Here is an 18,825-nt window from a genome sequence, read left to right as displayed (position 1 = left end):
AAAAATCAGGGAATGCGGCCACATCCCCCGATTTAATTACGTGACTAATAAATTATTAATCAACGCTAACAATTCAAAATTATGAAAAAACTATTAAAGCTGAGGGGTTTAAACTCTCGGACTTACAACCTTGATTTAAAAATGAAGCTATCTATTTTGTTTCTTTTTGCAATGATTTTCACTTTGCAAGCCAATAATTCATATTCTCAAAAGACAAAAATAACTTTAGATCTAGAGAATAGTACAGTAGGAGCAGCTATTAATGAGATAGAATCTACTACGGAGTTTAAATTTATTTTTAATTCTGATGCTGTCGATTTAAATAAGAATGTATCTATTAAACTTAAAAAGGTGTCTATAGATAAGGCTATAGAGCAAATTTTTATCGGTCAGAATATTAATTTTGAAGTATTGGATCGAAAAATTCTATTAAAGGAAACTGCAACAAAAAAGAGTTTATCTAATACTATTGAGGCTAAAGCTCAACAAGAGTTTGAGGTTTCAGGGCAAATACTCGATAATAATGGTACTCCTTTGCCAGGAGCTAATATTTTAGAAAAAGGAACTTCAAATGGTACACAAACAGATTTTGATGGTAACTTTTCTTTAACTACATCTAGCGCAGATGCTATTTTAGAAGTTTCATATATTGGATTTACTACAAAAGAGGTTCCGCTAAATGGGCAAAATAGTATAACAATCACCATAGAAGAAAGCGCAGCCGCTCTAGATGAAGTCGTGGTAATTGGTTACGGAACGCAAACAAGAGAAGAGGTAACAGGAGCAATGTCTTCTGTGAAATCTGAAGATATTGTTACGCAAGGTTCAAGTACAGTTGAAAAAGCATTACAAGGTAGAGTTCCTGGAGTACAAGTAGAGTCTTCTGGAGGAAATCCAGGTTCTGGAGTAAGAATTTTAATAAGAGGAACAGGGTCTTTAGGAAACAACAATCCTCTTTATATTGTTGATGGAGTACAAGTTGATAATATCAATAACCTAAATCCAACGGATATTTCTTCAATGGATATATTAAAAGATGCCTCTGCAGCTGCGATATATGGGTCAAGAGCAGCAAATGGAGTAGTTATCATTACAACAAAAACAGGAAGAAGTGGAGAGAATGTTATTGATTTTAGCACCTATTATGGGTTCCAAAATATAATAAATGAAATGGATGTTTTAAATGCTTCCGAGTGGGCAAATGTTAGTAACGCAGCTCATGATAATGCCGGACTAGCAAGATTAGATCTAGCCAATAACCCAGAATCTTTAGGTGAAGGTACAGATTGGCAAGATGAAATTTATAGAACAGCACCAATTGTAAATTATAATTTATCTGCTAGTGGTGGAGGTGAAAACTATAATTATAGTGTTTCAGGTGGCTATATAGATCAAGATGGTATTGTGAAGAATACAGGGTATAATAGATATAACCTCCGTTTAAAATCAACTTTAACTAAAGGAAGATTTAAAATAGGAGAATCTATTATTTTATCTAAAGAATATTGGAGAAGAGCTGAGGGTCTAGGTGGACAAGGTGGAAATGCAGTAGGTTCTGCTCCTAAAATGATACCTGTCTTTGATGTTTATAATCCTGATGCTGTAGGAGGTTATGGAGGGGCATATGGACCTGTTGTTGATATAGCAAATCCAGTGGCGCAATTAAATTTAAGAGTTCCAGAAGATAGAGTTAAAAAAGCTATTATAAATACGTTTGCTGAAGTTGATATTATTAAAGGTTTAAAGTATAAACTGAATTTAGGATATACGAGTACTGAAGGATATAATTATCAATATACATATCCATATGAAGTTGGAGCTTTATTTACAAATTTAGATTCTGACTTAATAGAAACAAGATATGAAAATGATTATGTGTTAGCGGAAAACACACTTAATTATAAAAGAGAATTTGGAAAGCATAAAATAGATGCATTAATTGGATACACTTATCAAGATACTAAGTATAGAGGGTTAACAGGCTCCAAAAGTGGAATGCCTCCTGGAGTTAAGGTTTTAGATGCAGGTACAGTAAATGCAGCTGCAGGAAGTAATGCTTGGGAAAATGTTTTAGTGTCTTATTTAGGGAGATTGACATATTCTTTTGATGATCGTTATATTTTAACAGGGATTATAAGAAGAGATGGATCTTCTCGTTTTGGTGGAGACAATAAATTTGGTAATTTCCCTTCTATCGCTTTTGCTTGGAATATTTCTAGAGAACCATTTTTTACTAATATTCAAGAAACGGTAAATGTTGCTAAGCTAAGAATGAGCTATGGAGTTTTAGGAAATCAAGAATTTGATGATTACCGATTTAGTCCTGCAATAAATCTTAATACTAATTATGTAGCAGGACAAGATCAAGCTTTGTGGCCAGGAGCAATCCAAACAGCTTTCGCAACACCAGATATAAAATGGGAGACCTCTAAATCTTTTAATATAGGTACAGATTTAAGTTTCTTTGATAGAAATTTAGACTTTATTTTCGATTACTTTGTAAAAGAGAATTCAGATGTACTATTACAAGTCCCAATTCCACTTTCAACAGGAGCAAGTGCTGATAGTCCTTATATAAATGCAGGGCAAATTACGAATAAAGGTTTTGAAACGTCTTTATCTTATAAAAACTCAGGAGAAGAATTTTCATATCAAATAACAGGAACATTAGCTTCTGTTGATAATGAGGTAGATTTTCTTGGTACTGGTTCTCAGCAAATATTTGGCGGTCAACCAACACACCACGGTGCATCTGCTACAGTTACACAAGCAGGACTTCCTGTAGGAGCTTTTTACTTGATAGAAACTAACGGGATATTTAACTCTGAAGAAGAAGTTAATGCACATACTCAAGATGGGCAGCTAATTCAGCCAAATGCTCAGCCTGGTGATATTAGATTTGTTGATTACAATAATGACGGACAGATAGATGAAGATGATAGACAATATTTGGGGAGTCCAAATCCAGAATTTTCATACGGTTTAGGAGCAAATTTTGGATGGAAAGGCTTTGATCTTAATTTGTTTTTTCAAGGAACTCAAGGGAATAAAATTTACAACGGAGTTCGCCAAGATCTTGAAGGTATGAATTTAGAGTATAATTATGCAAAAACGACATTAAATGCTTGGACACCTACAAACCAAGATACTAGTATTCCACGCGCAGTAATTAACGATCCAAATCTTAATTCAAGAACTTCAGATCGCTTTTTAGAGGATGGTTCTTATTTTAGATTTAAAACACTACAATTTGGGTACACTTTACCATCGGAAATAATGAATCAGATAAAAGTTAGTAGATGTAGAATCTATGTGAGTTTTGATAATATTTTCACCATTACAGATTATAAAGGGTATAATCCAGATTTGGGTAGAACAGGATCTGTTTTAGATAGAGGTGTAGATTATGGACATGTAGCATATCCACTTTCAAGAACTTTTCTAACAGGAGTTGAATTTTCTTTTTAAGACGAATAGATAAAAATAAATAAGATGAAAAAATATATATATATACTTTTAATTCTGCTGCCACTGGTGGGTTGCGACGACGAATTAGAGCAAGTTAATCCAAATGTAGTTACGCAAGAAAATTTTTGGAAAACTGAAGAAGATGTTTTGTCTGGACTTGCAGCAACCTATAAGGTATTAAAACATGTAGATAATGGATATTGGGGTGTAAGAGGTGTAGAAACAACAAACGGAAGAGGTGATGATTTTTTTATTCGAAACGATGTAAAAGCGTTATATGAACTCTCTACTTTTAGTAACACACCTTCAACAGGAACTCCAAGTGCAATTTTCACAGGTTGTTATACAGGAATTTTTAGAGCAAATCAGATTATCGATAATATTAGTACTGTAGATCTTTCTGAATCGGAAAAAGAAAAATATGTTGCGGAAGCTAAATTTTTACGAGGGCTTAACTATTTCAATTTGGTAATTAACTTTGGAGCTGTTCCAATTTTCACTTCTGTACCACAAACTAGAGAGGATTATTTTGTAAAGCAGTCTTCAGAAAGTGAGGTATGGGCACAAGTTGAAAATGACTTTAAAGATGCTGGAGCACAACTTCCAGTTACTTATCCTTCACAATGGGTGGGAAGAGCTACTAAAGGTGCAGCGATAGGATATTTAGGAAAAGCTTATCTATATCAAGAAAAGTGGGAGGATGCAGAGGATCAATTCTCATTACTTACTACTCCAGATGGGATGCCAAAAGCCCCATATAATTATGATTTGTTAGTAAATTTTCAAGATAATTTTATGCCAGGGAGCGATAATAACATTGAATCGCTATTCGAAATTCAAAATCAGAATGTTGGGGGTACAGATCCGTGGGCAGGAGAAAATGCAAACGAAGCACAAGGGGTAACTACAGCTCAAGAGTTTGCACCAACAGAAGTAGGTGGTTGGTTTGAAGCTCATGCTACAGAAAAAATATTTAATGAGTTTCAAGTTGAAAAAACTATTGATGGAGATTTTGATCCTAGAATGTATGCTTCTTTAGTTTGGGATTATCCAGGAGCAACTTTCTATAATATTCCTTTTTCAGAATTCTCTTCTCCTTTTGGATACAGTGCTAAGATTAAAAAATACCAAAACTGGTATGATGATAATGAAGGTATATGGATTTCTGAAATTAATGAAAAAGCACTTCGCTTTGCGGATATTATTTTAATGTATGCAGAGGCTCTTACGATGCAAGGGCGTTCTACAGAAGCTGTTTCGCTTGTTAATAGAATTCGTGGGAGAGCAAATTTATCAGCTTTAACATCTTTAGGGCAGGATACTATGATGGAAGAAATTAGACATCAACGAATGGTAGAATTTTTTAGAGAAGGACTTCGTTTTTATGATTTAAAACGATGGGGACTTTTAAAACAAGAAATTGATGATAGCGATAAAGTAGGGAAAGAATTTTTAGTGTTGCCTAAGCATGAGTATTTTCCTATTCCACAGGGAGAAATTAATACCAATCCGGAGATTGAACAGAATCCAAATTGGTAGTATAATTATTTTCTTTAAAAAGCGACTAACATATTTTATAGTGTTAGTCGCTTTTATTTTTAAAAATGTTTTGCCCTAATATCTGTCATGTTTGTATTTTTTTTGCTCACCATAGTAACTTACAAATAATATTGTATATTTTTTGCTATATTTAAAGCTTACTTATAGAATATTATCATTATGAAGTTGCATTTTTTAAACAGGGCGAGTACACAATATCAATCATTTTCTGTAACGAGAAATACTCATAAGCATTTCCTAAAAGTGTGGCATTACCATCCAGAACTAGAGTTGGTTTTAATTTTAAAAAGTACAGGTACTCGTTTTATAGGGGATAGTATTGATAAATTCCAAGAAGGCGAAGTGGTTTTAATAGGGAAAAACTTGCCGCATATGTGGTTAAATGATGAAGAGTATTATAATGAAGATTCAGAAATGTCTGCAGATGCGATATCGATACACTTTAAAAAAGATTTTTTAGGTGATGCTTTCCTAGAGGCTTCAGAGATAAAACAGATTCATGATCTAATTGAAAGGGCAGAATCTGGATTGGTATTTTCTAGTGTTAATACAAAGACACTTTCATTAATAAAGGAACTTGATAAAAATAAGGAATTAACCTTATTTTGTAAATTATTAAAACTATTAGAAATATTAAATAATCTTTCAAATGAGGATGATGCGAAATCCTTATCAAGTAGGGGTTTTTTAAGTTCTTTTAATGAAAGAGAAAACCAAAACCTTAAAAAAATATATGAGTATATATTTAATAATTTTAATAAACCGATTAGTTCCAAGGATGTTGCTGAAGTCGCTTATATGAATTCTTCAGCATTTAGTAGGTATTTTAAAAGGATTCATAGAAAAACTTTTACTACTTATTTAAATGAGATTCGTATTGGTTATGCATGCAAATTGCTGATCGAAGAAAAGCATAAGGTAATATCGGTATGCTATGAAAGTGGTTTTAGTAACATTTCTAATTTTAATCGACAATTTAAGAAGATTAAAAAAATGTCTCCTTCAGAATTTGTTAAGAGACACCGTTAATTTTCTTATTTAGGCAAAAAAAATATCATTACTTGCGATTTGTTAAGTTGATAGCCTTTATATAGCACACTACATTTGTTTTAAATGAATATTTAGAGTTATGTATAAAGGCATTTATATTTCAGATGTAATAGTAAAAGACGTTCGTTTTCCAACAAGTAAATCTTTAGATGGATCGGATGCAATGAATCCAGATCCAGATTATTCGGCTGCTTACGTAATCTTAAAAACCAATAAAGAAATAGAAGGGCATGGACTAACTTTTACCATAGGTAGAGGGAACGAACTCTGTGCTGCTGCAATAAACTCTTTAGCTCCTTTAGTAAAAGGTAAAGAACTAAAAGAGTTTACAGATGATATGGCTGGTTTTTGGAGAATGATTACTGGAGATAGTCAGTTAAGATGGTTAGGGCCAGAAAAAGGAGTTATTCATTTAGCTACTGGTGCAATTGTAAATGCCGTTTGGGACTTATATGCAAAAGCGGCAGGAAAACCGTTATGGAAATTGCTTGCAGATATGTCTCCAGAGGAATTAATAAAATGTATTGATTTTACATATATCTCAGATGCTATCTCTCCAGAAGAAGGATTAGCATTACTGAAAGAAAAAGAAGCAACGAAGCAAGAAAGAATAGATTACTTATTAAAGAAGGGTTATCCTGCTTATACTACATCTGCAGGATGGTTGGGATATTCTGATGAAAAGATGCGAAAATTATGTAAAGAAGCTAAAGAAGAAGGCTTTAAGCATATGAAAATAAAAGTAGGATCTAATCTTCAAGATGATATGCGTAGAGCTAAAATTATTCGAGAAGAAATTGGAGACGATTTAAAGCTGATGATGGATGCAAACCAAAAATGGGATGTAGATGAAGCTATTACTAATATGGAATCTTTAAAGGTATTTAACCCTTGGTGGATTGAAGAACCAACTAGTCCAGATGATATTTTAGGTCATGCAAAAATAGCAAAAGCGGTCAGTCCAATAAAAGTGGCAACAGGTGAGCATTGTCAAAATAGAGTTATATTTAAGCAGCTTATGCAGGCATCGGCAATTGGAATTTGCCAAATTGATAGTTGCAGAGTTGGAGGAGTAAATGAGAACCTTGCCATTATGTTAATGGCGGCTAAATTTAAGATTCCTGTATGTCCACATGCTGGAGGAGTAGGTTTGTGTGAGTATGTGCAGCATTTGTCAATGTTAGATTTTATTTCGATTAGTGGTTCTTTAGAAGATAGAATTATAGAGTTTGTAGATCATTTACATGAGCATTTTTTAGAACCTGTAGTTATTAAGGATGGAGCTTATATGCCGCCAAAAATGCCAGGGTATAGTATTACAATGAAAGAAGATTCTTTGGAAGCTTATACTTTTCCAGATGGAGCAATGTGGAAAGAATAATAATAAAAGTTTATTATGGATTTGAATCTTGAAAATAAAGTAATAATTGTTACTGGAGGCTCAAAAGGTATCGGTAACGGTATCTGTAATGTGTTAGCAGAAGAGGGAGCAATTCCAGTTATTGTAGGTAGAAATAAAGAGAATGTTTTATCTGCAGTAGAACGAATAGAAAAAGCTGGGGGGAAAGCCTATTATGCATTTGCTGAATTGACGGATCCTGAACAGTGTAAACTTGCTGTAGAGAGAACTGTAGAAAAGTTCGGTAGAATTGATGGCTTGGTCAACAATGCTGGAGTGAATGATAGTATAGGTTTGGAGAATGGGTCTCATGAGGAGTTTATAACATCTTTAAAGCGCAATGTTGTTCATTATTATTTAATGGCTCAACATGCATTACCTTATTTAAAAGAATCTTTTGGAGCTATTGTAAATATAGGTTCAAAAACTGCTGAGACAGGCCAAGGAGGAACTTCGGGGTATGCTGCGGCAAATGGAGGGAGAAATGCTTTAACAAGAGAATGGGCAGTAGAACTACTTCCATATAAAATAAGGGTAAATGCTGTTGTAGTGGCAGAATGCTATACACCTTTGTATGAAAAGTGGATTAATACTTTTGATAAACCGAAGGAGAAAATAGAATCTATTACACGAAAAATACCGTTGGAAAATAGAATGACAACAACTGAAGAGATTGCAAATGCAGTTGTATTTTTAATTTCATCAAGATCTAGTCATACTACAGGTCAGATTTTCCATGTTGATGGAGGTTATACACATTTAGATAGAGCATTACATTAAATAAAATATATGAGCAATAAAGATAATAACAAACCTAAGGTTGTTTCCAAAGAAGTGTTAGTTCCATTTATACTAATTACTTCTTTATTTGCCTTATGGGGTTTTGCGAATGCGGTTACAGATCCAATGGTTCAGGCGTTCAAAAAAGTTTTAGAATTAACTAATTCTGAAGCAGCTTGGGTACAAATGGCTTTTTACGGAGGTTACTTTTGTATGGCATTGCCTGCGGCTATTTTTGTTAGGAAGTATTCTTATAAATCGGGAGTTTTATTAGGCCTTTTTCTTTATGGAGTTGGAGCACTTCTATTTTATCCAGCTGCAATTACGGAGCAATTTTGGTTTTTTTGTTTAGGACTATATGTGCTTACTTTCGGATTAGCATTCTTAGAGACTACTGCCAATCCTTATATTTTATCAATGGGAGATCCAAGAACGGCAACCCAGCGGTTAAACTTGGCGCAGGCATTTAATCCTGTTGGTTTAATTGGAGGACTCTTGGTAGCTCAACATTTTGTACTTAAAAAGTTGAAATCAGATGATATCGATAATTTCTCAGCTTTAGATGTGCTAGAGAAAACTCAAATTAGAACAGCCGATCTGATTGTAATAAGAAATCCATATGTAATTTTAGGACTTGTTGTTTTATTCCTTTTTATTTTATTGTTGGCAGTTAAAATGCCGCAAGTAAATAATGAAGAAGGTAAATTAAGTCTTAGAAAAACATTTATATCGCTTTCTAAGAATAAAAAATATGTATTTGGGGTTATAGCACAAGTATTTTATGTGGGAGCACAAATAATGTGTTGGACTTATATATATCAATATGCAGAAGCAATTGGTATAAGCTCTAGTGATGCAGCAAATTATCAGTTTATTGCATTCATACTTTTCTTGGTGGGTAGAGCAGTAGGGACATATATGCTTAAATATATCTCAGCCGGAAAATTATTAATGTTATTTGCTTTGTTTGCAATAATAGCTTCTTTAGGAACCATCTATATTGAAGGAATTGTTGGATTATATTGCTTAGTGTCGCTTTCATTTTTTATGTCTGTTATGTTCCCTACAATTTATGGAATTGCATTAGATGGATTGGATGAAGAAAGCTCCAAAATTGGCGCGGCAGGATTAGTAATGGCTATTGTAGGAGGTGCGTTGATGCCTAAATTTCAAGGGATGATAATTGATATCGCTGGAAATGGGGTTAATGACACATCAATAATGGGTGTTTCTGAGGTAAACTTCTCTTTTATACTCCCTTTAATATGCTTTTTAGTAATTTGTTTCTACGGAAAAAGATTCATCAGTAATAATTAATGAGTTATGAAAAGATATTGTTTTGCTTTAGACTTAAATGAAGATCCTAATTTAATAGAAGAATATAAGGCTTATCATAAGGAAGTATGGCCAGAAATACTAGATGATATTAAAGAATCTGGAATTTCTACTATGGATATCTATTCAGTAGAAAACAGACTTTTTATGATTATGGAAGTGGTCGATGAGGTTGCTTATGAAGAATCTAAACTGGGAGAACCAAAAGCGATTGTAAAGAAGTGAGAAGATTTGATGTGGAAATACCAAAAAGCTCTACCTAATTCTAAACCGAATGAGAAATGGAGACTAATGGATCACATTTTTAAATTATAGTAGAAATGAAAAAAGTAGAAATTAAAGTAGATAGTAGATACCCTTCTGCAGATGATCTTAGAAATAGAGCAAAAAAGCGAATGCCAAAATTTGCTTTTGAATACTTAGATGGCGGATGTAATGAAGATGTAAACCTGCATAAAAACACTTCTCAAATTAGAGATATTGAATTGCAACCCTATTATCTTGATAATTATACAGATTCAAAATTAAAAACAACATTATTTGGGCATGAATATGATGCTCCCTTCGGGATTTCTCCAGTAGGCCTGCAAGGACTTATGTGGCCAAATGCTCCTGAAATCTTGGCGAAATCTGCGTTCAAACATAATATACCTTTTATTTTAAGCACGGTAACTACTGCTAGTATTGAAAGAATAGCAGAGCTAACGGAAGGACAAGCATGGTTTCAACTTTATCATCCTGCTGAAGATGCCTTGAGGGATGATATAATTAAAAGAGCAGCAGATGCAGAATGCCCCGTTCTAGTTGTTTTATGTGATGTACCTACTTTTGGCTTTCGACCTCGCGATATTAGAAATGGCTTAGCAATGCCACCAAAAATGTCTGTTAAAAATATAATTGAAGTATTTAAAAAACCTCGTTGGGCATTTGAAACATTGAAACATGGACAGCCAACTTTTGAGACTTTAAAGCCTTATACACCTGAAGGATTAAATCTGAAACAACTTGGGAAGTTTATGGATAAAACCTTTTCAGGGCGATTGAATGAAGAGAAAATTAAACCAATCCGAGATATGTGGAAAGGGAAGTTGGTTTTAAAGGGTGTAGCTACAGAGTCTGATGCTGAGTTAGCCATTAAAATGGGTTTTGATGGTATTATTGTTTCTAATCATGGCGGTAGACAACTCGATGCTGGGGAATCTACAATTAGGCCTCTTACAAGAATTGCAGAAAAGTATGGCGACCAGATTACTGTTATGATGGATAGTGGAATTCGTTCAGGTCCTGATATAGCTAGAACAATAGCTAGTGGTGCGTCTTTTACTTTCTTAGGAAGACTCTTTATGTATAGTGTAGCAGCAATGGGAGAAGAAGGAGGAGACCATGCTATATCTCTTTTAAAAACAGAATTAAGACAAGTGATGGAACAGGTCTGTTGCGGCGAAATTAATAATCTACCAAATCATTTAAAAAAGTAATTTACTAATTATCTAAAAATAAAGATCCTCGTAAATAAATCTACGAGGATCTTTACTTTAATAATAACATTTAAATCCATACAAGATGTTTTATCTTAAATACCTAATGGATTTACTTTAACTCTCTTACCCAGATATTTCTATAGCTCACACGGCTATTATCCCCATGATCTTGAAGACGGATAGGGCCTTTTCCATGTGCTTCATTTTTAGGCCATCCAATATAAGGGGTTGTTCCTTTTATCTCTGTATGATCTTGAATTAGCACATTATTATGTAATACGGTAATCGTAGCAGATTTTATTTTACCACCTTCTTCATTGAATTCTGGCTCATGGTAAATAATGTCATAACTATTCCAATCTCCAGTAGGGGCAGATGCTTTTGCCAAAGGAACTCCTTGCTTATAGATAGAACCTACTTGACCGTTTGTGTAGGTGTCATTATCATTATTGTCTAACACCTGAACTTCGTAAAGATTTTGAAGGAATACCCCACTGTTCGCTCTGTGTTGCCCCTCACCTTGTATGTCTGAAGGCGACTTCCATTCAATATGTAATTGAATGCTTCCAAAGTTTTGTTTTGTTTGGATATCTCCAGACTTATCTTTTACAGTCATACTACCATCGCTATTAATAGTCCATGCTGCTGCTGTACTATCTTTTGAACTGATCCAGTTGTCTAAATTTTCTCCATCAAAAAGAATAATGGCATCGCTTGGAGCACCACTTTTAGAAGTAGGATCTACTGTAGAAACAATAGGCTCATAGAATTCTGTTTCCTCAGGAGTAGTTGGTTCTTCTCCAGAATATTCTTCATAAGTAATTACTTCAGACTCTTCCTTTGTAACTAGAATTTCTCCTTTCTGTTCCTCTTCTTTAGGTGTATTACAAGAAGCTATAGCAGTAAGAACTAAAGCGCTTAAGATTATTTTTCTAATCATTATTTTAATTCTTTTATTTTAATATTTCTGTATGAAACGATGTTTCCATGGTTTTGAAGTCCAATTTTTCCAGTTTTGGAAACTCCAAAGCCATCCCAGCCTTTAAACTTGGAATTCGCTATCATTTCTTCCCATTTCTCACCATGTACTGGGAATTCTACGATTTTAGTTCCGTTTAAAGTTACAGAACCTTGATTTGTTTTATGGTTGATTGTTAATACGCAGTTGTTCCACTCTCCAGCTGGTTTTACTACGTTTTCACTTGGTGCAATCATATCATATAAAGCACCCGCTTGATGTGTCTCTCCTGCTTTAGCATCTGGATGTCTTTCATTGTCTAATACCTGAATTTCAGGCCCCGTTTGGTATGGTTCTTTGTATTTGTCACCCTCTTGTACTCCCCAGAAAATACCACTGTTTCCTCCTTCAGAAATCTTCCAATCCAAAGAAAGTTCAAAATTAGTGTAATCATTATTAGTAACAATATTTCCTGCATTTTCTCCAGGTGTAAATACCATTGCACCATCTTTGATAGACCAAGTATCATTCACTTCACCACCATTGAACATATGCCAAGAATCGTAATTTTTTCCATCGAATAAAGAAACCCATTCTTCTTTGTTAGTATCAGATTCTTTAGTGACTTCTTCTTTTTGAGTAGCTACCGTATCAGAAGTAGCTTTTTCATTATTTTGTTGCTTGCAAGACATCATTGCGAGAGATGCCATAAATAAATAGTTAATAGTTTTCATTACGTTTTGTTTAAAATAGTTGTGTTTATATTCCTAATATTTTTTTTAGTTTAGCTTCATCGACATCACCACCAGCAAAATCATCAAAAACTTTTTCTGTAGCTTCTATAATGTGACTTTGAATAAATGGGGCTCCTTCTCTTGCACCTTGCTCAGGGCTTTTTATACAGCATTCCCATTCCATTACTGCCCAAACGTCACATCCGTATTGTGTAAGTTTAGAAAATATCTTTTTAAAATCTATTTGTCCGTCCCCTAAAGAGCGATATCTTCCAGCACGATCTCCCCAGTTATTATAACCTCCAAAAGCTCCTTTTTTACCTGTAGGATTAAATTCGGAATCTTTTACATGGAATGCCTTTATAAACTCATGGTAGTGGTCTATGTATTCTATGTAATCTAACTGCTGAAGAACAAAGTGTGATGGGTCATATAGTATGTTTACACGTTTATGCTTTCCAGTTGCTTCTAAGAAACGTTCAAAAGTGTCGCCATCATGAATATCTTCCCCCGGATGTACTTCGTAACATACATCTACTCCTTGTTCGTCAAATTCATTAAGAATAGGAAGCCAGCGTTTAGCAAGCTCTTCAAAGCCCATTTCTACTAATCCTGGTGGTCTTTGTGGCCATGGATGGAAGGTATGCCAAAGTAGCGATCCTGAAAATGTTGCATGAGCATTTAGCCCTAAATGATTACTTGCTTTTGCTGCTTTTTTCATTTGGTCTACAGCCCATTCTGTACGCGCCTTAGGATTGTTCTTAACATTATCAGGAGCGAAATTATCAAACATAATATCGTAGGCAGGATTTACAGCTACTAATTGTCCTTGTAAATGCGTGGAAAGTTCTGTGATTTCTAATCCATAAGAATTAATTTTTCCTTTTAAATCATCACAATAAGTTTTGCTTTCCGCGGCTTTATCAAGATCAATTAAGAATTTTTCTGTAGTAGGAATTTGAATTCCTTTATATCCTAAGTCTGCTGCCCATTTACAAATTCCATCTAATGAATTAAATGGAGCTTTACTATCTACAAACTGCGCTAGGAATACGGCAGGGCCTTTTATGGTTTTCATTTGTTGAAGTATTTAGTTGAATGTTATAAAATCGATTTAGTTAATGGATAAGCAATTTATCCAGAAAAAAGGTTGATAAAAAATTTAATGTATTAAAATTAGAAATTATCAACCATATAAGCTATTGTTTTAATTTAGTCCATGCTGAATTTTCTTGATCACTTTTTACTGCAGCATAAATAAATTGTACTCCTCTTACACCATCGCTAACAGATGGATAATCAGGTTTTTCTATAGGTTTATTTTCCAATACACTCATTAAGTGCGTCGCAAAGGCGCGATAGATGTTCCCAAAAGCTTCTAAATAACCTTCAGGATGCCCTTTTGGAATTCTAGAAGTAGCTCTTACGCTATCATAAATATCAATTCCATCAGGAGTGAAGGCTTGTTGTGGCTTATCTATCCATTTTGCTATAAGTTTGGTGCTTTCTTCTTGGTTCCATTCAATGCTTCCTTTACTACCGTAAACTTTAACAATAAGTGCATTTTCTTCTCCTGTTGCAACTTGAGAAATAGACATAGTTCCTTTTGCTCCGCCTTCCATTCTTAGTAATAAATTCCCGTCGTTATCTAAAACGCGGTCTTTTCCAATTCTCCCTAAATCAGCTGCTATTTCTACAATTTCTTGATTTGTAATATAAGAAACTAAGTTTTCTGCATGTGTTCCAATGTCTGCTAAAGAACCTCCAATTCCAGATTTTTTAGGGTCTGCTCGCCATGGTTTAATTTTGGCTTCCTTATTAATTTCTGCAGCCATCCATCCTTGTAGGTATTGTACCTGCACTTTTCTAATTTCTCCAAGATCTCCATTTGTTACCATAGCTCTGGCTTGTTTTACCATAGCGTTTCCAGTATAATTATGAGTCAAAGCAAATAGTAAACCAGATTCTTTTGCTAGTTTCTCTAGTATTTGTGCTTCTTGGATAGTAAGTGTCATAGGTTTGTCGCAAACCACATGAAATCCATTTTCTAGTGCCATTTTTGCGGGCTCAAAATGTAAATGGTTTGGAGTGACAATGGTAACAAAATCCATACGTTCTCCTTCTGGAAGTTTCTTTTCTTCGAGAATCATTTCTTGGAAGCTTCCGTAACATTTTTCTTTAGGTAGGTATAGTGATTTTCCAGATTCGATAGTTTTTTCTAAAGTACTATTAAAAGCACCACAAACAAGTTCTATCATTCCATCTAATCCAGAGGCTTTACGGTGTACATCTCCCATAAAAGAGCCGATGCCTCCGCCAACCATTCCCATTCTAAGTTTTCTCATTTTGATTTTTTTAGATATAAATTATTCGTTAAATGATTTTTTTAATGAATAAGGCTGTGAGTAAAATACGCACAGCCTTAATATAACAATAGAATGTGTAGGAGTTTTTATACTTCTACCCAAACATTTCCTTGTTGATGAGAAGCTACTGCACGCTCAATAAAATTCATTCCTCGTACTCCATCCTTCATAGTAGGAAACTCTCCTGGATGGTATTTTTCTTTTCTGATGGCTTTAGCAACACCTTTATAGATATTCCCCATAGAATCGAAAATCCCTTCTGGGTGACCTGGAGGTAGCTTTGTTCCATCTAAAGAGAATTCACTGTTGTAAGCGTGTCCTGGTTTTAAAACTCTTAATGGCTCATCATCAGTTAGGTGGTAAAGGTAATTTGGGTTTTCTTGTTCCCATTTTAAACCTCCTTTTTCACCATATATATTTACAGTAAAGTTGTTTTCTTCACCAGTAGCAATCTGACTAGTTCTAAGAACTCCTTTTACGTTTTCCGCTAAGCGAAGTAAAATGGTTCCGTCGATATCCATTTTGTTATCAGCATATAAATAATTGAGATCTGCCAGAATGGTTTTCACTTCCATTCCTGTTACATATTCAATCATATCGAAACCATGCGTTCCAATATCTCCAACACAACAGCTAATTCCAGATTTCTCAGGATTTAAACGCCATGTATTTGCTCTTTTTTCTTTATCATGAATGATTGAATTAATCCATCCTTGATAATATTGAACGTCTACTTTTTGAACTTTACCAATAATACCAGAAGCGATCATTTCTTTCATTTGACGCACCATCGGGTAACCAGTATATGTATAAGTTACAGCAAAAATAGTGTTCGCTTTTTCTAATGTTTCTTGAAGAATTTTAGCCTCTTCAAAAGTGGTAGTCATTGGTTTCTCACAAATAACATTAAATCCGGATTCTAATAGCTTTTTTGCCATCGGAAAATGTAAAAAGTTTGGTGTAAGAATAGAAACTACTTGGATGCGCTCTTCTTCTGGAAGTTTCAATTCTCCTTCAATTAAGGCATCAAAATCTTTATAAATTCTATTTGTTGGAATTCCAATTTGTTCTGCAAATCCTATATTTTCATCGTAATTCGGATTAAAAACACCACCAACTAATTGATAGCTATCGTACATTGAAGAAGCGATACGGTGAAGCACACCGATAAGTGAATCGCCTCCACCTCCTAAAATTCCTAATCTTATTTTTTTACTCATTTTTAATTTTTTCAATAGGTTGTAATATAGTTTTCTATTCAGAAAAGAACATATAAAAAAATGTTATAAATCTTTTTACTGTTCTTTATATTCTATTTTTTCGTCTTTAAAGAAAATAGCAAATAAAATGGCTACTGCAAATGCAAAACCAGCTGGGAAAATCCAGATGCTATACCAGTCGTGAGTTCCTTCAGCAATTAAGAATTTATCTGAAATCATACCTGCAATTTCAAAACCGATTAACATTCCGATACCATATGTAGCTAAAGTAATAAGGCCTTGAGCAGCACTTTTGTTTTTCGCACCAGCCTTAGAGTCAGTATATATTTGTCCAGATACAAAGAAGAAGTCATAACACAATCCGTGTAAAGCAATTCCGAGGATTAACATAAATACTAATTCTCCAGAGTCTCCATATGCAAATAATAAATAACGGATAGTCCATGCAAGCATACCTGCTAAGATTGTTTTTTTGAATCCGAATTTTTTAAAGAAAAATGGGAGTAGCAACATAAATAATACTTCTGACATTTGTCCGAAAGACATTTTGAAAGTAGAATTTTCTACTCCAATTTCTGTTAAAAATGGACTAGCATTTTGGTAATAAAATGCTAATGGAATACAGATAAGTACCGATGAAATAAAGAATAACAGAAAGTTTCTATCTTTTAAAAGTTTAAGGGCATCCAAGCCTAAGATTTCAGAAACATTTGCCTTTTTACTTCTGTCTGCTGTTGGTGGCGTTTTAGGAAGTGTGAAACTGAATATTCCTAGTAAAGCTGAAGCTCCTGCTACCATTAAAAAAGTATTTTTAAGCATCCCTTGAGCAATATTCTCTGTAGAATCCCAAGCTAAGAAACTAATAACACTTCCAGCTACAATCCAACCGATAGTCCCAAAAACTCTAACAAAGGAGAATTGTTTTCCTGGGTCGGTCATTTGGTTAAAGGAAATAGAGTTTACAAGTGCTAATGTTGGCATATAGGCAATCATATATGCTAGTACAAACGGATAGAATGTTCCAAAATCTGTACTTTGATACATTAAATACATAAGTACAGCACCTATAATGTGTAGTATTCCCAGTATTTTTTCAGCATTAAAATAGCGGTCTGCAATAAGTCCGATTATAAAAGGAGCAATGATTGCACCCCAAGATTGGGTAGAAAAAGCCATGGCAGATTGTGCCCCTGTAGCTTCTAAGTTATTACCAAGAAAAGTTCCTAGCGTTACAAACCAGCCTCCCCATATGAAGAATTCTAAGAACATCATAAAGGATAGCTGAAATTGAGTTTTTTTGTTCATGTTAGCTTGCGTTTAAATTAAATAGTTATAGTTAGTAATTATTAGTAATCCCAATGCTTGCATATTGAGATTGTATTTTAAATTTAATTATGCTTCTGTGTAAACCGAAGTGTCGCTTAGTTTTTTTGCAACCTTCAGTAAAAGTGCTTTTGAGGCAATGATTCCCTTCTCTTCGGATAGCGTGTCGCCTTCATATTCTACACCAACAAAACCTTTGAATCCTGCATCTTTAATGATTTTCATCATTCGATAGAAATCGATAGTTGTTTCGTCTCCATTTTCATCAAAGTTAAAAGTTTTTGCACTAATTCCTTTTGCAAATGGCATTAATTCTTCTACTCCTTTATAGATGTCATATTGATCAATACATGGAGCGTCCCATAATTTATCATCTTCTCTTCTTACACAGAAGTTTCCGAAATCAGGCAGTGTACCGCAGTTATCTCTATTTACGGTTTTCATGACTTCTACCATTAAAGCACCGTTAGAAGAAAGGGCTCCGTGATTTTCAACAATAACATTTACATTTTTTTCTGATGCATATTCAGAAAGCTCATTTAAAGAAGCTACAGATTTTTCTTTCCAAATTTTTTCATCATTAGAACCAAATAAATTAATTCGTATAGAATGACATTCTAAAATAGCGGTAGCATCAATCCATATTTTGTGATTTTCAACAGCTTGTTTTCTTAAGTTTTCATCAGCTGTAGAAAGAAGGTTTTCTTCACCTTGAAGATCTACCATCATAATTTGATTTAGCATCCCTTCTTTATCACTTATTTTTTTTAAGTCTTCGGCTAAAGAGATAATGGCTTTGTTATTATTTCCACGTTTTTCGATTTCTTTGTTATAAAGTTGGTTCACATATTCTAAACCTTCAAAACCTAATTCTTTAGCTTTTTTTGCAAAATCCATCGGATTTAACTTTTCTTCTCGAATCATTTTATGAAGAGACCACTGTGCTAACGATAGCTTAAAAAAAGGTTCGAAAACTGGAGTATTTTGTTTCAATTCTTTCTTTTCGGAGGAAGTTTCTTTACAGGCGTACATGCCTAAAAATGAGATGGCTAGTCCTGCTTTGCTTGAATTTGTTATAAACTTTCTTCTCTCCATATTCGTATTTATTTGTGTGAATAATTATTAAATCAATAATGTTAATGTTGTTAAAA

The 18,825-nt window shown here is 34.0% G+C and carries 15 protein-coding genes; 8 read left to right on the top strand and 7 right to left on the bottom strand.

The window, feature by feature from the left end; translation table 11 throughout:
* Positions 1-81: 81 nt before the first annotated feature.
* From JM658_RS01080 to JM658_RS01045, 8 genes are all read left to right on the top strand, one after another.
* A complete protein-coding gene (locus JM658_RS01080; RefSeq protein WP_236957378.1) occupies positions 82-3,468 on the top strand; it encodes a TonB-dependent receptor in 3,387 nt (1,128 codons plus the stop codon).
* A gap of 24 nt (positions 3,469-3,492) precedes the next feature.
* Entirely contained in the window at positions 3,493-5,007 is a 1,515-nt protein-coding gene (locus tag JM658_RS01075) for a RagB/SusD family nutrient uptake outer membrane protein (protein WP_236957377.1), read from the top strand.
* Between the two features lie 180 nt (positions 5,008-5,187).
* On the top strand, positions 5,188-6,057 hold the full coding sequence (locus JM658_RS01070; RefSeq protein WP_236957376.1) for an AraC family transcriptional regulator: 870 nt from the start codon (positions 5,188-5,190) through the stop codon (positions 6,055-6,057).
* Positions 6,058-6,157: 100 nt separating this feature from the next.
* Positions 6,158-7,459 (top strand): L-fuconate dehydratase, encoded by a 1,302-nt coding sequence (locus JM658_RS01065; protein ID WP_236957375.1) that lies wholly within the window; start codon positions 6,158-6,160, stop codon positions 7,457-7,459.
* 15 nt (positions 7,460-7,474) lie between these two features.
* A complete protein-coding gene (locus tag JM658_RS01060; protein WP_236957374.1) occupies positions 7,475-8,257 on the top strand; it encodes an SDR family oxidoreductase in 783 nt (260 codons plus the stop codon).
* A 9-nt stretch (positions 8,258-8,266) separates the two neighbouring features.
* Complete coding sequence (gene fucP / locus JM658_RS01055; protein WP_236957373.1) at positions 8,267-9,574, top strand: L-fucose:H+ symporter permease; 1,308 nt, start codon at positions 8,267-8,269, stop codon at positions 9,572-9,574.
* A gap of 6 nt (positions 9,575-9,580) precedes the next feature.
* Complete coding sequence (locus tag JM658_RS01050) at positions 9,581-9,817, top strand: L-rhamnose mutarotase (protein WP_317207846.1); 237 nt, start codon at positions 9,581-9,583, stop codon at positions 9,815-9,817.
* 95 nt (positions 9,818-9,912) lie between these two features.
* Positions 9,913-11,070 (top strand): alpha-hydroxy acid oxidase, encoded by a 1,158-nt coding sequence (locus tag JM658_RS01045; RefSeq protein ID WP_236957372.1) that lies wholly within the window; start codon positions 9,913-9,915, stop codon positions 11,068-11,070.
* A 112-nt stretch (positions 11,071-11,182) separates the two neighbouring features.
* On the opposite strand, the gene JM658_RS01040 is transcribed toward JM658_RS01045, so the two are convergent.
* From JM658_RS01040 to JM658_RS01010, 7 genes are all read right to left on the bottom strand, one after another.
* Entirely contained in the window at positions 11,183-12,010 is an 828-nt protein-coding gene (locus tag JM658_RS01040; RefSeq protein ID WP_236958049.1) for a 3-keto-disaccharide hydrolase, read from the bottom strand.
* Positions 12,011-12,012: 2 nt separating this feature from the next.
* Entirely contained in the window at positions 12,013-12,765 is a 753-nt protein-coding gene (locus tag JM658_RS01035) for a 3-keto-disaccharide hydrolase (RefSeq protein ID WP_236957371.1), read from the bottom strand.
* A gap of 25 nt (positions 12,766-12,790) precedes the next feature.
* Positions 12,791-13,843 carry a sugar phosphate isomerase/epimerase family protein gene (locus JM658_RS01030; RefSeq protein WP_236957370.1) on the bottom strand — a complete coding sequence of 351 codons (1,053 nt, stop codon included), beginning with the start codon at positions 13,841-13,843 and terminating at the stop codon, positions 12,791-12,793.
* A 121-nt stretch (positions 13,844-13,964) separates the two neighbouring features.
* Positions 13,965-15,110: a Gfo/Idh/MocA family protein gene (locus JM658_RS01025; RefSeq protein ID WP_236957369.1), complete on the bottom strand. Its 1,146-nt coding sequence runs from the start codon at positions 15,108-15,110 to the stop codon at positions 13,965-13,967.
* Between the two features lie 107 nt (positions 15,111-15,217).
* Positions 15,218-16,351, bottom strand: a complete 1,134-nt coding sequence (locus JM658_RS01020) for a Gfo/Idh/MocA family protein (RefSeq protein ID WP_236957368.1) — start codon at positions 16,349-16,351, stop codon at positions 15,218-15,220.
* 75 nt (positions 16,352-16,426) lie between these two features.
* Positions 16,427-17,656 carry a nucleoside permease gene (locus JM658_RS01015; RefSeq protein WP_236957367.1) on the bottom strand — a complete coding sequence of 410 codons (1,230 nt, stop codon included), beginning with the start codon at positions 17,654-17,656 and terminating at the stop codon, positions 16,427-16,429.
* Between the two features lie 87 nt (positions 17,657-17,743).
* On the bottom strand, positions 17,744-18,769 hold the full coding sequence (locus JM658_RS01010; RefSeq protein ID WP_236957366.1) for a sugar phosphate isomerase/epimerase family protein: 1,026 nt from the start codon (positions 18,767-18,769) through the stop codon (positions 17,744-17,746).
* Positions 18,770-18,825 lie beyond the last annotated feature (56 nt).

Source organism: Joostella atrarenae (assembly GCF_021764745.1).
Lineage (GTDB): Bacteria > Bacteroidota > Bacteroidia > Flavobacteriales > Flavobacteriaceae > Galbibacter > Galbibacter atrarenae.
Note: the sequence above shows the minus strand (reverse complement) of the source record. Positions and strands in the feature narration are given on the sequence as shown.

Excerpts from the sequence above, each read along its gene's own strand:
- fucP (WP_236957373.1), top strand. The coding sequence starts at position 8,267 with ATGAGCAATAAAGATAATAACAAACCTAAGGTTGTTTCCAAAGAAGTG.
- JM658_RS01050 (WP_317207846.1), top strand. The coding sequence starts at position 9,581 with ATGAAAAGATATTGTTTTGCTTTAGACTTAAATGAAGATCCTAATTTA.
- JM658_RS01025 (WP_236957369.1), bottom strand. The coding sequence starts at position 15,110 with ATGAGAAAACTTAGAATGGGAATGGTTGGCGGAGGCATCGGCTCTTTT.
- JM658_RS01075 (WP_236957377.1), top strand. The coding sequence starts at position 3,493 with ATGAAAAAATATATATATATACTTTTAATTCTGCTGCCACTGGTGGGT.
- JM658_RS01035 (WP_236957371.1), bottom strand. The coding sequence starts at position 12,765 with ATGAAAACTATTAACTATTTATTTATGGCATCTCTCGCAATGATGTCT.
- JM658_RS01080 (WP_236957378.1), top strand. The coding sequence starts at position 82 with ATGAAAAAACTATTAAAGCTGAGGGGTTTAAACTCTCGGACTTACAAC.
- JM658_RS01020 (WP_236957368.1), bottom strand. The coding sequence starts at position 16,351 with ATGAGTAAAAAAATAAGATTAGGAATTTTAGGAGGTGGAGGCGATTCA.
- JM658_RS01030 (WP_236957370.1), bottom strand. The coding sequence starts at position 13,843 with ATGAAAACCATAAAAGGCCCTGCCGTATTCCTAGCGCAGTTTGTAGAT.
- JM658_RS01015 (WP_236957367.1), bottom strand. The coding sequence starts at position 17,656 with ATGAACAAAAAAACTCAATTTCAGCTATCCTTTATGATGTTCTTAGAA.
- JM658_RS01045 (WP_236957372.1), top strand. The coding sequence starts at position 9,913 with ATGAAAAAAGTAGAAATTAAAGTAGATAGTAGATACCCTTCTGCAGAT.
- JM658_RS01010 (WP_236957366.1), bottom strand. The coding sequence starts at position 18,769 with ATGGAGAGAAGAAAGTTTATAACAAATTCAAGCAAAGCAGGACTAGCC.
- JM658_RS01070 (WP_236957376.1), top strand. The coding sequence starts at position 5,188 with ATGAAGTTGCATTTTTTAAACAGGGCGAGTACACAATATCAATCATTT.
- JM658_RS01060 (WP_236957374.1), top strand. The coding sequence starts at position 7,475 with ATGGATTTGAATCTTGAAAATAAAGTAATAATTGTTACTGGAGGCTCA.
- JM658_RS01065 (WP_236957375.1), top strand. The coding sequence starts at position 6,158 with ATGTATAAAGGCATTTATATTTCAGATGTAATAGTAAAAGACGTTCGT.